The following is a 15,906-nucleotide window of genomic DNA, read 5'->3' on the forward strand; positions in this document are numbered from 1 at the left end:
AAATAATTACGCAAACTGATGGGTAAGTTAAGCGATAAAGAACAGGAAGTTTTAGACTTCCTGTTGGATTTTGTAAATATGGAAATTTTCAGCATTGAGCAGCAAGAAAGAGACTTGGGCAGACTTGACTATTCTCTATGTTCTGATGATGACGAAAAACAAACTATCACTACTAAAAAGGTTCAAAAATTCAAAAAAAGAATAAGTAAATGCAATCCAATCATTGCAGGTTATCTTAACGCTTTAACAACTCCCGACCCATTAAATACTGAGTTCGAAGAATTACGAGAAATCATCACTAAAAATTTTCTATTTACTGAATACTATGAGCTTTTTGAAGAATTAGTAAACAGTGATATTAAAGATTTAGAGCGTTATCAATTTGAAAGTGTTATTGAAAGTTTAGGTTATGATTACAAACCTTTAAAAGACTTTGTTCAAGGGGTTTGTGATGTAAATAGTTATTTCACTTATAAATCATTCCTTGATATTCCAAACGATAGCGAATTGAATTATGATAAAGTAGTTAAAAAACTTAATGATGCTTTTTTCAAATTGGAAGCTTTCATGTCAGGTACAATAAACGATTACAAACATTTTGATTTTAATACTGCTTTTACAGAGTTGTTTTATTTCACAAGAAAATCAGAAAATTACAATTATGAAAACTGTAAACGTGTTGGGCAATATTGGGGACTAACAGAACAAATCAGAGTTGATTATGATAAAACAAACTTTGATAATGTAAAAGCATACAACAATAAAGCGTTTTGCCATGATTGTGATGTAATAACTTCAATAGCTTGGGACAGAATTGAAGAATTTAATTCTTTTCAAACTCCAGATGAAGTTGAAGAACAAACAAGAAAAAAATCAATTTCTGATTTAATGAAACCTACAACCAAAAGCCCGGAAGTAGTAAAAGTTGAAAGTAAAGAAACGGAGAGCAAAATACCTAGTGAAGAAAACCCATATCCTAGAATTTTTAAAGATTACTATTCTTATTCTGTTTTTAAAAAATTACATACCGAATTTGGGAACTCAAAAGAGAATTTATCTAATTACAGCTATGTGTTTTATAAAATGACTTATGAGGGTTTAATACATTATGATTTGCTACACAAAACATATATTGAAATGTTATCTGAATTTGATATATCGCTTGACAGATTAAAACCCAGTGCAGAAATTGGAAAGAAAGCTTTGCGAGATAGCGTTTATGCTAAGGTAAAATAAACAACATGAAAACCGTGTAATAAAACACACGATTTCATTCAATCCACAACACGACTTCATCTAGAATTTTGACTTGTTAATCTTAAATATAACAAGTCATGCAAAACAATGCAATTTTACTTCAAACCCTAACTGTTGAACAGCTTCAACAGCTAATTGGCACATCCGTTAGAAACGGAATTATTGAACTTCAAAAGGAAATTCAAACAAAAGACAATTCAGAAGAATTAATGACCAGAGAAGAAACCTGCCAATTTCTAAAAATTGATAGCAGCACTTTATGGGCATGGACAAACAATGGTAAAGTCAAAGCTTATGGCATAGGTGCAAGACGTTATTACAAAAAGACTGAAATAATGGAGTGTTTAACCTTATTAAAAAAGTAAGCTATGAGAAATTACGAAGAAAGAATTGAAAACATTTTAAACAGGTTAGATACACAGATAACATTTGTTGTAGCCAAAATGAAAATGAATGAAAAGTTTGATCCCGAAGATGTTTTTTTTGATAACGGTGAATTTATGAAACTAATGAATATCAGTAAAAGAACAGCACAGGAATGGAGAAACAAGAAAATTATCGAGTTCTCTCAAGTAGGTAATAAAATCTATTACAGACTTTCAGATATCCAAAAATTACTAAATGATAACTATAATTCTAAGTAATAATGGAACAGATAGCAAATAGTAAACTGATGGTTAGTGTTTATCAAGAGTTCAAATACAATTTAGGAGAAAAAAATCTTTTAGAAGTATTACAAGAAATAAAATCCGATAAATATCAAAGTGAAATTAATTCTATCCGATATGCTTTGCATAAAGGAGATGAAAAAACAGCCGAAGAAATCAAAAGTAATTTATTAGGTTTTACAACTTCTGGAACATTTGGAGAAAGCAGAACAAAAGCAAATATAGTAACCTATTCACAGGTAGTATGTTTAGATTTTGATGATATACCATTAACTGAAATAAACAATCTTGTAACGCTTGTAAATAGATGTAGATACACGTTTGCATCATTTATAAGTCCAAGTAACGAAGGTTTAAAAGTATTCATTAAAGTCAATTCAAATGCAGAGCAACACACAACAGTTTACAATCAAATCGCAAATTTTTATAAAGAGTTATCAGGTTATGATTTTGATGCAAAATGTAAAGACATTACCCGATTGTGTTTTGTTTCTTGTGATACAGATTTATTTTTAAATGAAAATGCAGTAATTTTTGAAGTAAAGGAAGAAATAAAACCATTAAAAACAGAACCACAAAAAGAAGTAAAACATGACCTTACAACAGATGAATTATTAGATAAATGCTTAAAGTTTACGGAGCAAAAAGAACAATATTACAATGGGAATAGAAACAACTTTATTTTCCTATTCTCTTGCAATGCTAATAAGTTTGGTATTTATGAAGATGATACTTTGAACTATTGTATTAATAATTTTGATTTAGAGGAAAGAGAAATAAAAGCAACGATAAATAGCACATATAAAAACCAAAGTGCAGACTTTGCAAAGTTTGCAAAGTTTGCAAACACGCAAAGTTTTAAAACAGATAGTATTATAAATACAGACAATAATTTTGATGATTATGAAGATTGTCTAAAAGGAACTCCTATAATTCCGCAATCCGTTTACGATAACCTACCACCTATTTTGTTTGAAAGTTGTCAAGTGTTTACACAAGAAAGAGAAAGAGATACATTTCTTACAGGAGCATTAGCAATTTTATCAGGTTGCTTACCTAATGTTTCAGGTTTATATAGCGGTAGCGTTATTTATCCAAGCTTGTTTTCTTTCATTTTAGCTCCAGCAGCTTCGGGTAAAGGTGCGTTAAAATTTGCAAAAGCATTAGCCGATAAATACCACGATAAAACATTAGCAGTTTCCATTGAGGATAAAAAGCGATATGATGAAAATTTAGCGGCTTATAAAATGCTAAAATCAAAAGGTAAACTAGAACAAGGGCAAGAAATGCCACAAGCTCCAAAATTCAAAGTGGTTTACATTCCGGCAAATACAAGTAATGCAAAAATCATTCAGCATTTAGATTGTAATGAGGGTAAAGGAATTATATGTGAAACCGAAGCAGATACATTAGGTCAAACATTTAAAAACGAATGGGGTACTTATTCAGATATGCTGAGAAAATCATTTCATCACGAAAAAATATCAGTAAGTAGAAAAACCGATGGCGAATTTAAAGAAGTTAATAATCCACAATTAGCAGTGGCTTTATCAGGAACACCAAAACAAGTTTTTAATATTATTTCTTCTGCCGAAGATGGTTTGTTTAGTCGATTTATATTCTATGTTTTCAAAACAGATGCAGTTTGGTTAGACCCATCACCAAAGGGAAATCCTGTAAACTTAACAGACTATTTTACTAGACAATCAAAACAAGTTTTAAGGTTAGTTGAGTATTACGAAACGGACGAAATGATTTTACATTTAACTGAAGAACAATGGGCTATTTTCAATCCTTTTTTTAGTTCATTTTTAGAACAAATAAACACTTTTGTAAGTGAAGATGCTTTGAGTATAGTTAAGCGTTTAGGGTTGATATTATATCGTTTTTGTATGATTTTCACAGCAATAAGAAAATTTGAAGCAAAAGATTATCACAAAGAAGTATATTGTTTAGATATTGATTTTGAAACCGCATTAACATTAACAAAAACATACGTTCAACACAGTATAATAATGTTTACTAATCTACCAAAGCAAGGAGAACAAGGACCATTCAAATCAGGTGAAAATAAAAAGAAGTTTTTCGATGCGTTACCTAATAAATTCCAAAGAAAAGAAGCAGTTGAAATCGGTAAAAAGTTTGATATTGGAGAGCGTTCAGTGGGTAACTTTCTAAAATCTTGTTTAGGAAAATATTTAGAACAACCAGATTATGGTTTTTATAAGAAAATATAGATTTTTTACTTTAGAATATTCCTTAGAAATTTTTATATTTGAGCTTTGTTGAAAAATCAACAATAATTTCACACTAATTCATAGTGTGATTTTTATTTCAATAAGCTAAAATGAGTTTCACAGATTATCACGCAAAATATTTTGCCTTCGACCTTACACGTCAATTACCTTCTAATAGTATTGGAAAGTTTGTCGCATCATTACAAGATGCACAAGTAGACTTAAATCCACATCAAGTAGATGCTGCTTTATTTGCATTTCAATCACCTTTATCTAAAGGTGCTATTCTTGCAGACGAAGTTGGATTGGGTAAAACAATTGAGGCTGGAATCATTTTATCACAACAATGGGCTGAGAGAAAACGTAAACTTTTAATTATTGCTCCTTCAAATTTAAGAAAGCAATGGAATCAAGAATTATTAGATAAGTTCTTTTTACCTTCAATTATCTTAGAAACAAAGTCATTTAACGATGAAGTAAAAACAGGTAACTTCAATCCATTCAATCAAAATGAAAACATAATAATTTGTTCTTATCAATTTGCAAAATCAAAAGCTAATTATATCGAACAAACAAAATGGGATTTAGTTATCATCGATGAAGCACATCGTTTGCGTAATGTCTATAAACCATCAAATAAAACGGCTAATGCTATTAAAGAAGCATTGATGCCATATAAGAAAGTTTTATTAACAGCAACACCATTACAAAACTCAATTTTAGAATTGTATGGTTTAGTATCTATTATTGATGATTATGTTTTTGGAGATTTAAAAAGTTTTAAAGCTCAGTATTCCAGAATTGTTGATGATGAAAACTATGAAGAATTAAGAAATAGAATAAAACCTGTTTGTCATAGAACATTAAGAAAGCAAGTATTAGAATACATTAATTACACAAATAGAATCCCTATATGTGAAGAGTTTTATCCAACAGATGAAGAACACAAATTGTATGTTTTAGTTTCTGAATATCTGCAAAGAGATAAATTATATGCTTTACCTAACAGCCAAAGACAATTAATGACTTTGATTTTACGTAAATTATTAGCATCCTCTTCGTTTGCTATCTATGGTACATTAAATTCTTTGGTTGTTAAATTAGAAAATTTACTCTCCAAACATGAAGTTTCTGATTTATTACTCGAATTAGATGAAGATTTTGAAACGGCTGACGAACTAGAAGAAGAATGGCAAGAAGATGAAGTGATTGTAGAAGATGTTGTTTTGTCAGAACAAGATGTAGAAAATATTAAAGACGAATTAAAAGACTTAAAAGAATATAGATTACTTGCTCAACACATTGTCAAAAACTCAAAAGCAGAGCATTTATTTACTGCTTTAGGAAAAGGATTTACAGAATTAGAAAGACTCGGTGCTAATAATAAAGCATTAATATTTACAGAAAGTAGAAGAACACAGGATTTTTTATATAATATTTTAGAAGCTCGTGGGTACAAGGACAAAGTTGTTCTATTTAACGGTATGAATAACGATGAAAAATCTAAAGGTATTTATAAAAATTGGTTAACAAAACACAAAGGGACAGATAAAGTTACAGGTTCACCAACAGCTGATAAACGTTCCGCTTTAGTAGAGTATTTTAAGAATGATGCTACTATAATGATTGCAACAGAGGCTGCAGCCGAAGGTATTAATCTACAATTCTGCTCACTAATTGTAAATTATGATATGCCTTGGAATCCTCAACGTATAGAACAACGTATAGGTCGTTGTCATCGTTATGGTCAAAAGCATGATGTCGTAGTAGTTAATTTTTTAAATTTAAAAAATGAAGCTGACATAAGAGTTTATCGATTACTTGCTCAAAAATTCCAATTATTTGATGGTGTCTTTGGTGCTAGTGATGAAGTTCTAGGAACCATTGGTACAGGTGTAGATTTTGAAAAACGTATTGCTCAAATTTATAATAATTGTAGAAAGCCAGAAGAAATTCAAGAAGCCTTCGACCAATTACAAAATGATTTAAAACCCCAGATATCTGAAAGGCTAGAGGAAGTAAAATCTACCTTAATGGAAAACTTTGATGAGGAAGTTAGAGAAAAGCTACGTTCAAGTATGCTTGAAACTAAAGACTTTTTATCAAAGTTCGAAGATAAATTATGGAAAACAACACAGTATTTTTTAGCTGATAAAGCACAGTTTCAAAACGATTATTCTTTTAAACTTCTAGAAAACCCTTTCCCTAATGAAATCATTCATTCGGGGCCATATATGATTTTAAAAGCTAATGAGCATGGCAGAAAGTCAGAAATTGAAATTCCTGATGATACAAATGTTTATCGTGTAGGACATAAGTTGGCACAAAGAATTTTACAAGGATGTAAAGAACTAGATACACCTACTAAAGAGGTCATTTTTGATTATACTAACTCAAACACTAAAATTGTTTATTTAGAGCAGTTTATTGGTAAATCAGGTTGGATGAAAATACAATTGTTACAAGTAAACTCTTTTGAGTTAGAAGAATACTTCTTAATAAGTTGTTTTACTGATGAAGACGAAGAAATATATCCTGATATGGCAAATAGATTCTTTTCACTAAATGCTAATGTAAGAGACAATATTTCAACCAATCAAGTAATTGAACAAACTTTTAAAGAATCTTTATTTTCATTAAGACAAGTAATTCTAAACGAAAACGCTTTAAGAAACCATAACTTTTTTGATGTGGAAATGGACAAGTTAGACCAATGGGCAGACGATATGAAAATCAGTCTTGAAAAAGAGATTAAAGATATTGATGCCGAAATAAAACTTAAAAAAGCAGAAGCTAAAAAAACACTAAACTTAGAGTTAAAAGTAAAAGCTCAAAGAGAAATTAAAGAGCTTGAAAATAAACGTAGCGATAAAAGAAGAAGACTATTCCAGGCTCAAGATGAAATCGATGTTCGCAAAGAAGATTTATTAACAGAGATTGAACAACGATTAAACCAAAAAATAATAGAAAAAGACATATTCAGTATACGTTGGCAATTAGTTTAAACCAATGTAATTGAAAAGTGTACAATAAACCCACTAACCTGATTATGGCAAATAAAAATTTACAAAAATTAGAACTTACTTGGATTGGCAAAGGCGAAGAACCTAGGCTAGAACCTCGTATTTTAATAGAAAATCCTGAATATAGCTATGGTGCAATAAATGATGAAAATATATTAATTCATGGCGACAACCTTTTAGCTTTAAAAGCATTGGAACAAGATTATGCGGGAAAAGTAAAATGTATTTATATTGATCCTCCTTATAACACAGGTAATGCATTTGAACATTATGATGATGGTTTAGAGCATTCTATTTGGCTCAATTTAATGACACAACGACTGAAAATATTAAAAAAATTATTAAAATCAGACGGTACTATATTTGTTCAATTGGACGATAATGAAATAGCCTATTGTCGGGTGATTATGGATGAAATTTTTGGCAGAAATAATTTCATTAATCAAGTTTCAGTAAAAATGAAGCAAACAGCTGGTGCAAGTGGTGGTGGTGAAGATAAAAAGCTTAAGAAAAACATTGAATATATTCTTATCTATACTAAAAATATTGATTCCACAAATGGATTCAAAAAATTTAATGACGTATACGAAGAAGAAGATTTATTTCAGCTTATCGATGAAATGGAATCTGATGGTAAAAGTTGGAAATACACAAGTATCTTATTGGATAAAGGGGATTTGATAGAAGAAACAGAAACTATAGATGGTACCGGCGAGACAATCAAAATTAAAAGATTTAAAGGAGTTAAAAGAACTACAATAAATAAAGTTATTAAGGAGGAAAATATAACTAGAGAACAAGCTTATATAAAGTATTTTGATAGAATTTTTTCTGATACTAACGCTCAGACTAGTATTAGACAAAGAATTATTGATAAAGCAGAATATTTAAATGAAGATGAATTATTAATGTCAACATATATACCAAAATCAGGTAAGGAAAAAGGTAGGGCAGCTAATCATTATTATATTAGTAATACTATTAGGCGAGTAATATGGTTAAAAGATTCTGCTCAAAAAAGAGGAAATAAACTTTTTAAAACCGAAAAATTAGGGACTTATTGGGAAGGGTTTCCATTAAACAATTTAACCAAAGAAGGTGGAGTACAGTTTCCTAATGGAAAAAAACCAGAATTATTATTGAAAACTGTTCTAGACTTGGCTACTAATGAAGGTGATTTAGTTTTGGACTCTTTTGCAGGTTCAGGTACAACAGCAGCAGTGGCTCATAAAATGAATCGTAAATGGATAACAATCGAATTAGGAGAACATGCTTATACACATTGTTTACCGCGTTTAAAAAAAGTTATTAATGGAGAAGATAACGGCGGAATTACAAATTATTTAAATCCTGTATGGAAAGGTGGTGGCGGCTTTAAATTTTACACATTAGCACCAAGTTTATTAAAAAAAGACAAGTTTGGTAATTGGGTAATATCAGAGGATTATAATCCTGATATGTTAGCAGCAGCAATGTCAAAACAAGAAGGGTTTAAATACCAACCACACGAAGCAGTTTTTTGGAAACAAGGTTATTCTACTGAGCAAGATTTTATTTTCACAACTACACAATTTCTAACAGTACAACAATTAGAAGCAATTGCTGATGGAATGCAACCAGAAGAGAGTTTGTTAATTTGTTGTAAAGCGTTCCAAGAAGAGTGTCAAAATAAATTTAAAAACATTACCATTAAAAAAATCCCTTTGTTACTATTAGAACGTTGCGAGTTTGGTAAAGACGATTATAGTTTAAATATTATTAATGTACCATTTGAAGAACAAGAAACTGAAGAAGATGATGATTATGCATCAGATGATAATACTGTAGTAGATAACAATGCTAATGACTCAAGTAATAACGCAAAAACTTTATTCGACTAAATGAATACAACTATATTAAATGCAATTAAACAACGTTTGTCATTACGTATACCATTGCAAGAAGCACTCGATATTACAGCTACAATAGCCGACCATATACCTTTAAAAAAATCAAAACGCAGTAGTAGTTTAGAAAATGATTTAGAATCTATTAAAGCTTTATTTCCGTCTTGTTTAGATTTTCAAAGAGATTTCCCATCAGTTACACATAATATTGCTACAGGTGTTGGTAAAACACGTTTAATGGGGGCGATTATTGCCTATTTACACCTATCAAAAGGAGTTAATAATTTTTTCATATTAGCACCAAACTTAACTATTTATGAGAAATTAATCAAAGATTTTGGAGACCCATCATATCCTAAATACGTTTTTAATGGTATTGCTGAATTTGTTCATAATAGACCGGTAATTATTACAGGAGATAACTATGCACAACAAGGTGGTTTATTTAGCGAATCTGATATTCGAATCAATATTTTCAACATTGCAAAGTTTAATTCCGATAACAAAGGAACAAATAAAGGCGGGCTATCATTAGCACCAAAAATGAAAAGACTTTCTGAATATTTAGGAGAATCTTATTGGAATTATTTATCAAATTTAGATGATTTAGTAATTCTTATGGACGAAGCACATCGCTATCATGCAGATTCTTCAAAAAACGCTATTAATGAATTAAATCCTGTCTTAGGTATAGAACTAACAGCTACGCCATTTGATGAAAAAGGGAAAGCATTTAAAAATGTTGTTTATGAATATACTTTAGCCAAAGCATTATCAGATGGTTTATATGTTAAAAATCCAACTATTGCTAAAAGAAAAAACTTTAGAAAAGGAGATTTAACTGATTCGGAAATTGAACTTATAAAACTTGAAGATGCGATTTCAATTCACCAACAAACAAAAACCGATTTAGAGTTATTTGCATTAAACAATAATGAAAAATTGGTAAAACCTTTCATATTAGTAGTTTGTAAAGATATTAGTCACGCTAAGGACATATATGAGTTAATTAGTTCAACAAAATTCTACAATGGTGAATATCTTGGTAAAGTACTTCAAATTGATAGTTCAACCAAAAAAGATGAAGAAATAGAACAGCTGTTTGTATCATTAGAAAACCCAGATAATGAGATTGAAATAGTAATTCATGTGAATATGTTAAAAGAAGGTTGGGATGTCTCAAACCTTTACACTATTGTTCCGTTGCGTGCAGCGAATGCAGCAGTATTAATTGAACAAACTATTGGTCGTGGACTTCGTTTACCTTTTGGTGGAAAAAGAACAGGTGAAACTAATATAGACAAGTTAACAGTAATTGCTCATGATAATTTTGATGCTGTAATTGCTGAAGCTCAAAATCCTGATTCGATATTAAATAAAATGTCGTTTATTGAATTTGATGAATCGGAAATAAAGGAAAAAAGTATAGCAACGGTTTCTCAAAGTAAAGCGGAAGTTGAAATACATAAAGAACAAGAGGTAGTAAATACTATTAGTAACGAAACAGATAAGCAAAAAGCTCAAAATTCGTTAGATGCTAAAAAAGCAATTTTATCGGTGATTGATAAATTCAATAAACATACTGATGTAAAAAGTACAAAAGACTTAGTAAAAGACAATGTTAAATATGATGTTCTAATTGAAGTAGAGAAGAAACTTAGAGAAGAGTCAAATGATTTATTCATTGAACAGAAAGTTGAAGAAGCAAAGGAAAATTATAATAAAATAATAACAGGTTTTACCGAAAACATTATTGAAATACCTAGAATGGACTTAGTTCAAGGTGATGTTCATGCCTATTTTGAAGATTTTGATTTAGACACTTCTTTTTTCTCTTTTAAAGCACTTGAAGAGGAAATAATTAGAGTAAGTTTAACTAGTAAAGAAGTAGAAACATTAAGAGCAATTTCAAGTGGTTCTTATAACAATCCGGTTGAATCAATAATAAGTGAACTGTTAAATTTCTCTGAAATTGACTATGATGATAATGCCGATTTATTACACAAGTTAGCAACTCAAGCTTATAATAAAATTGTTGAAACCAATGATTCTGATAAAGAAGTAACAAAAGCAGTTTTTCAATTTAAAAAAACAATTGCAGAAAGAATTTATATTCAAATGAAAAGGCATTTTAAATTGATTTTCAAAGACTATGAAAAGCCAAACGTTCTTGCTTTTACCAAAATATTACAACATAATTTTTCAGCACTTGCAAACAATGGATTTAGAGATTATCGTGATGCAATAAGCCCAGTTAGTCTTGTTCCAAAATATGTTTATAGAGGGTTTGAAAAAGCTTGTCATTTTGAATATAAATTTGATTCTAATACTGAAAAAGATTTAGCATACATATTGGAAAGCGATACAAAAGTTTTAAAATGGCTAAGACCTGCACCTAATCAATTCCGTATTTATTGGGATAATAATAAAAGAAGATACGAACCTGATTTTGTTGTTGAGACTTCTGATGCAATTTATATGGTAGAACCAAAGAGTAAAGATAAAATGTTGGATGCAGATGTACTTTCAAAAAAAGACGCTGCTTTAACATATTGTAAATATGCTTCGGAATTTAATTTAGAAAACAACGGAAAAGCTTGGTATTATTTATTAATCCCTCATGATGAAATTACCAAAACAACTTCATTCGAATTATTAATTAATAAATTTAAGTAATAGTTAATGATCGTTACAGGTTACTATACTTTAGAAAACAAAGACAACTTTGATGAAATTGAAGTTGATGGTCCTTTTGATTGCACTCATAAAGGGGCTTGGCTAGGTACAGGCTCATACTTTTGGGATACCAACATAGATTGGGCACATGAGTGGGGTGATATTGGCTATCGTAGAAGAGGTAAAAAATATTGTATTACTGAAACGAAAATTGATTTAAGTAATAATTGTTTTGATTTATTCGGTTCTGTTAGTTCACAACAAGCATTAATGGAATGTATTGATTTAATGATTGCGAGTGGAAAGCTTAATAATACTAAAAGTGCAATTATCCCGAATCTAATTGAATTTATGAAAAATCAAGGTATATTTACTTATAGTTCAATTAGAGCAGCAGATATGCAAAGAAGTATAATGAGATTAAGATTCAGAGGAGATAGGCCTGAATTTATGGTAATTAATCAAAGAGTACAAATTTGTGTAATTCATAGAAAAGGAGTACTTTTGCACCCATTAAAAGTGATTTTTCCATAATTTTCACTATATTTACAATATGAAATCAGAGTTAGCAAAAAAATTAAAAGAAGTTTTAGACAATATGTCACAAGCACAATTCGATATGGAGTGGAGTGCTATTACTTCACTTAATATGGAAGGTCCATCATTTGAAGAAGCTGTAGAATACTTTTCTATTCCTGATTCTAGTGCATCATCTTTTGTATTAGCTCAAGAAAGTCAGTTTAATCAGCCAATTGCAGCTGGTGAAAACAATTACGCTTTAGCTGCTTAGTATGGAAACAAATCATGCTTCAATTCAGTTTCTAAAATTCTTTGTAAAAGAGAGTTATATTTCATTTAATGAAATAGGAGAATACAAAATTAAAATAGATTTTGATGCTTCAGCTTTTGTAAAACAATCAGTAAATAAGTATCATTTATATATTGAAACAATTATTACCGAAGCGGAAGGTAAATTAAACATACGTGTAGTTTCTGAATCAATATTTGATTATGACAGCGAGATAAATTTAGATGAATTAAAAAATGGTCTATTCACAAAGAATGCACCTGCTATTGTTTTTCCCTATATAAGAGCATATATAGCATCATTAACAGCTATTTCAGGTGTCCCAACATTAAATCTTCCTACACTTAATTTAACCAAACTAGGTGAACAGCTTTTAGATAAAATGACTTTTGAGCAATAATTCTTTTCAATTTTAAAATAAACATTCAGAGAGGACAAAGTTGTTCTCTTTTTTTATTTGCTATAATTTAAAGTAAAAACTAAAGCATTAAATTATTACCTCATTCACCTGCACAAAAATCGCTCCTAGTCCAAGTATTCCTAGCATCAATTCTTTGTTTGCTTCATTTCGTTAATAATTAAGTAAAAACAAATATTAAAAAAATAGGAACGCTATCGCTGAAGTATTTTCACCCACCCAACCCAACGCTCTGCCAACGCTCTAGTGGTTTTCTCCCAACTCAATAAGCACTTGTTTTTTCCCATGCTGTGCAAAGCATTTTTTGCCTGTTTTATTTTCCCAACCCCATCGCACATAAAACAGGCAAAAAAAGCCCTGCACTTTCCCAACGCTCGAAAAACAAGAGCTTCCCAACGCTAAAAACCACTCCAAAGCTATTTTACATAATGAAGGCAACATTATAGTTCAAAAAAAAGCGTTAATATTTTTGATGGTTTTTTTTTAGAACTATAATTTCATTATGTAAAATATCCGCTCAGCCAACGCTCCCACCCAAAAGCGGTACAGTATTTTCATTGTTTTTTGAAGATGCCATAACGTAACACAACAACATTTGTAGTAAATAGAAAATACCCATTTCAAAAGACAAATCAGGCATCCTCAAAAATCAAATTTGCCCACAAGAGTATAGTTTTTTATTTGCCAGACGTTTAGTAGTAAATTGCTTTTAAGCTGTCTTGATGCTACTCAATAAGAAAGAAGCATTCAATAAAATAAGAAAACATATTTTCAATAGAACAGATGAAGCATCAAGCCAACAATAAAAGCAATCAGTAAATCTCGTTAAGCAAATAAAAAACTATACCCTTGTTTCGCTACTGCCAAAGCACTAGGTAAGTTCAGTTGGGGAAATCTTCCATTTCCCCAAACCCCTATGGATGCAATTTTTTTTAAAATAATGCCAGACGTTTTTCACTCCGATTGAAATTAAGCGGTAGGCATTATTTCAAAAAAAACAGCTCAAATTTTAACCAATCCGAATGTTGATTTTTGAATGGAAAGTTTCGGGCTTCCTTGCGATTGTGGAATGGATAAAAAAACGGTTGTTCTTTTTTCTCTTAATTCGTAGATATTCCGTACTTAAATGCACTATAACCCCTACATAAGTGCGGATTATAGATAAATGAGTGCAAAATAAAAAACCCTCTCTTTCGAAAGGGTTTACTTTGCAACATTGCAGACTTTGCAAACTTGCAAACTGATGGTCTTTTTAGAATACTTCTTGAACTTTCATTGCGTTACCTGCATTGAATAAGTAGTAATTTCCTCCAACTTCTTGATAAAACTCAATACCAACACAACCTAAAACAGCAATATTAGTTGTTAAGGTTGGAGAACCTGGCAAAGTTGCTGTAATATCAATTAATGAAGTCACAGCATTAACAGGAGTATAAGCAGAATAGGCAATATCTGATAACTCATTCAATGTTGGTTCGGCAGGCTCATAAGCACTTGTAGCAGGATTATAAACAAAATCCGATACAGCAGCTAAGGCATTGATAATTCTAAAATGTGTCGCTCCTGATGGAACATTTAAAAAACTCATTGGATTAAAAGCAGGTAATGATAAAGTACTTTCGTTTCTATCAACTGTTGCAGTTAATGTAAATGGAGCACTAAGAATACCATTAAAAGAAATGTTCTTATTAAAATCCAATCCTCTTAAATATTGAGGTTGTTGTGAAACCAAGACAGCTCTTTGTCCTCTGGCTTCTGAACCATCTTCAATATTTATTTTTTTCATAATAGCAGTTAATCTACCTGTAAATTGGCTATCAGTCATTTGTTTCATTAAAGCTGATAAAGCAATTCTAACAGATTTTCCTGCCATTGCACATGCTGCAAACTCAGACATGTTTTCACGAGTACGAACAAAACCCGGAGCGGTTTTTACTTGCTCTCCTGTTGGTCCTCCTTTTAATCCTGCATAGTAACCAGTGTTACCTTTAATTTTGAAGTGTCTAACTTCTCCAAGTGTGCCGACATACTTAACATGCCCTTTTTGTTGTGCCATTTCTGTACAATTTAAATTAATATTTATTAAAAAATTTTATCTAAATTTACAACATAAAACACTGATTGTCAATATATTAAATAAAGTAAAATGATGCATTTTAAAGCAAATGAAACAACGATTAAAAAAAACCTTCTCAAAATTGTAAAGTTTGTTGATGGTGATGGAATTATTTTAGAAGATATTATTTCAAAAAAGGAATTTGAAGTTAGATTTTTAGGTATTGATGCACCCGAAATAAATTATTGCAATAAGATAAAACAAGATGAAAAAGAGTTACAAGTTCCAGCTGCATTATTAATCAAATTAGGTTATTTATCATTTAACTTTTTAAAAGATCAAGTTAAATTGGGTGATTATTGCACATTAGTACAGGAACAAAATAATTTAGTTGATAAATACGGTAGACATTTAGGCTATCTTATTTTAAACGATGGTAGAGTTTTGAACGAAATTATGATAAAAGAAGGCTACGCAAAGCCATATAACGATGTTTTCTGTGAAATGCTTCCATTGTATCAAGAATGGAATTTACAAGCTAAAAACAGCTTAAAAGGATTATATTCTTTAGTAAATAGATTTTAAATTGATTGTGGGCTAAATGTGGACTAGGACTAGAAATAAAAAACCCTAACTAATTGATAATCAATCATTAGGGTTTTAATTGTGCGGAGAAAGAGGGATTCGAACCCCCGGACCTGTTACAGTCAACAGTTTTCAAGACTGCCGCATTCGACCGCTCTGCCATTTCTCCAGTTTGAGCGTCTGCAATTCGTTATTGCGAGTGCAAATATAGTAACCTTTTTTTGTTTTCCAAATACTTTTTAAATAAAAAAACGATTAATTTTTGTCTAAAAAAGTAATCGTTTCATTTTCT

Annotated in this window: 12 protein-coding genes and 1 tRNA gene; 11 read left to right on the plus strand and 2 right to left on the minus strand. The window is 30.4% G+C overall.

Annotated features, from left to right (window positions below; all coding sequences use genetic code 11):
• Positions 1 to 18 precede the first annotated feature (18 nt).
• The 10 genes from ACZ098_RS10270 (at position 19) to ACZ098_RS10315 (ending at position 12,955) form a co-directional block, all read left to right on the plus strand.
• On the plus strand, positions 19 to 1,236 hold the full coding sequence (locus ACZ098_RS10270) for a hypothetical protein (RefSeq protein ID WP_487311657.1): 1,218 nt from the start codon (positions 19 to 21) through the stop codon (positions 1,234 to 1,236).
• A gap of 98 nt (positions 1,237 to 1,334) precedes the next feature.
• Entirely contained in the window at positions 1,335 to 1,622 is a 288-nt protein-coding gene (locus ACZ098_RS10275) for a helix-turn-helix domain-containing protein (RefSeq protein ID WP_026726786.1), read from the plus strand.
• Between the two features lie 3 nt (positions 1,623 to 1,625).
• Positions 1,626 to 1,901, plus strand: a complete 276-nt coding sequence (locus ACZ098_RS10280) for a helix-turn-helix domain-containing protein (protein ID WP_374549777.1) — start codon at positions 1,626 to 1,628, stop codon at positions 1,899 to 1,901.
• 2 nt (positions 1,902 to 1,903) lie between these two features.
• The gene (locus ACZ098_RS10285; protein ID WP_487311658.1) at positions 1,904 to 4,162 is read left to right on the plus strand and encodes a DUF3987 domain-containing protein; all 2,259 of its coding nucleotides are present in this window, start codon (positions 1,904 to 1,906) and stop codon (positions 4,160 to 4,162) included.
• 110 nt (positions 4,163 to 4,272) lie between these two features.
• A complete protein-coding gene (locus ACZ098_RS10290) occupies positions 4,273 to 7,167 on the plus strand; it encodes an SNF2-related protein (protein ID WP_487311659.1) in 2,895 nt (964 codons plus the stop codon).
• A 44-nt stretch (positions 7,168 to 7,211) separates the two neighbouring features.
• Positions 7,212 to 9,065, plus strand: coding sequence for a site-specific DNA-methyltransferase (locus ACZ098_RS10295; RefSeq protein ID WP_487311660.1), 1,854 nt, complete (start codon positions 7,212 to 7,214; stop codon positions 9,063 to 9,065).
• A complete protein-coding gene (locus ACZ098_RS10300; protein ID WP_487311661.1) occupies positions 9,066 to 11,747 on the plus strand; it encodes a DEAD/DEAH box helicase in 2,682 nt (893 codons plus the stop codon).
• A gap of 6 nt (positions 11,748 to 11,753) precedes the next feature.
• Entirely contained in the window at positions 11,754 to 12,281 is a 528-nt protein-coding gene (locus ACZ098_RS10305) for a hypothetical protein (RefSeq protein ID WP_487311662.1), read from the plus strand.
• Between the two features lie 19 nt (positions 12,282 to 12,300).
• The gene (locus ACZ098_RS10310; protein WP_487311663.1) at positions 12,301 to 12,537 is read left to right on the plus strand and encodes a hypothetical protein; all 237 of its coding nucleotides are present in this window, start codon (positions 12,301 to 12,303) and stop codon (positions 12,535 to 12,537) included.
• Position 12,538: 1 nt separating this feature from the next.
• On the plus strand, positions 12,539 to 12,955 hold the full coding sequence (locus tag ACZ098_RS10315; protein ID WP_487311664.1) for a hypothetical protein: 417 nt from the start codon (positions 12,539 to 12,541) through the stop codon (positions 12,953 to 12,955).
• A 1,270-nt stretch (positions 12,956 to 14,225) separates the two neighbouring features.
• On the opposite strand, the gene ACZ098_RS10320 is transcribed toward ACZ098_RS10315, so the two are convergent.
• Positions 14,226 to 15,029, minus strand: coding sequence for a hypothetical protein (locus tag ACZ098_RS10320; RefSeq protein ID WP_125012700.1), 804 nt, complete (start codon positions 15,027 to 15,029; stop codon positions 14,226 to 14,228).
• 90 nt (positions 15,030 to 15,119) lie between these two features.
• On the opposite strand from ACZ098_RS10320, the gene ACZ098_RS10325 reads away from it, so the two are divergent.
• Complete coding sequence (locus ACZ098_RS10325; protein ID WP_487311665.1) at positions 15,120 to 15,614, plus strand: thermonuclease family protein; 495 nt, start codon at positions 15,120 to 15,122, stop codon at positions 15,612 to 15,614.
• Positions 15,615 to 15,698: 84 nt separating this feature from the next.
• On the opposite strand, the gene ACZ098_RS10330 is transcribed toward ACZ098_RS10325, so the two are convergent.
• Positions 15,699 to 15,783: transfer RNA gene (locus tag ACZ098_RS10330), tRNA-Ser, on the minus strand.
• Positions 15,784 to 15,906 lie beyond the last annotated feature (123 nt).

It is taken from the genome of Flavobacterium sp. SP2, from assembly GCF_057626655.1.

Excerpts from the sequence above, each read along its gene's own strand:
- ACZ098_RS10285 (WP_487311658.1), top strand. The coding sequence starts at position 1,904 with ATGGAACAGATAGCAAATAGTAAACTGATGGTTAGTGTTTATCAAGAG.
- ACZ098_RS10280 (WP_374549777.1), top strand. The coding sequence starts at position 1,626 with ATGAGAAATTACGAAGAAAGAATTGAAAACATTTTAAACAGGTTAGAT.
- ACZ098_RS10290 (WP_487311659.1), top strand. The coding sequence starts at position 4,273 with ATGAGTTTCACAGATTATCACGCAAAATATTTTGCCTTCGACCTTACA.
- ACZ098_RS10320 (WP_125012700.1), bottom strand. The coding sequence starts at position 15,029 with ATGGCACAACAAAAAGGGCATGTTAAGTATGTCGGCACACTTGGAGAA.
- ACZ098_RS10270 (WP_487311657.1), top strand. The coding sequence starts at position 19 with ATGGGTAAGTTAAGCGATAAAGAACAGGAAGTTTTAGACTTCCTGTTG.
- ACZ098_RS10310 (WP_487311663.1), top strand. The coding sequence starts at position 12,301 with ATGAAATCAGAGTTAGCAAAAAAATTAAAAGAAGTTTTAGACAATATG.
- ACZ098_RS10300 (WP_487311661.1), top strand. The coding sequence starts at position 9,066 with ATGAATACAACTATATTAAATGCAATTAAACAACGTTTGTCATTACGT.
- ACZ098_RS10325 (WP_487311665.1), top strand. The coding sequence starts at position 15,120 with ATGATGCATTTTAAAGCAAATGAAACAACGATTAAAAAAAACCTTCTC.
- ACZ098_RS10275 (WP_026726786.1), top strand. The coding sequence starts at position 1,335 with ATGCAAAACAATGCAATTTTACTTCAAACCCTAACTGTTGAACAGCTT.
- ACZ098_RS10305 (WP_487311662.1), top strand. The coding sequence starts at position 11,754 with ATGATCGTTACAGGTTACTATACTTTAGAAAACAAAGACAACTTTGAT.
- ACZ098_RS10295 (WP_487311660.1), top strand. The coding sequence starts at position 7,212 with ATGGCAAATAAAAATTTACAAAAATTAGAACTTACTTGGATTGGCAAA.
- ACZ098_RS10315 (WP_487311664.1), top strand. The coding sequence starts at position 12,539 with ATGGAAACAAATCATGCTTCAATTCAGTTTCTAAAATTCTTTGTAAAA.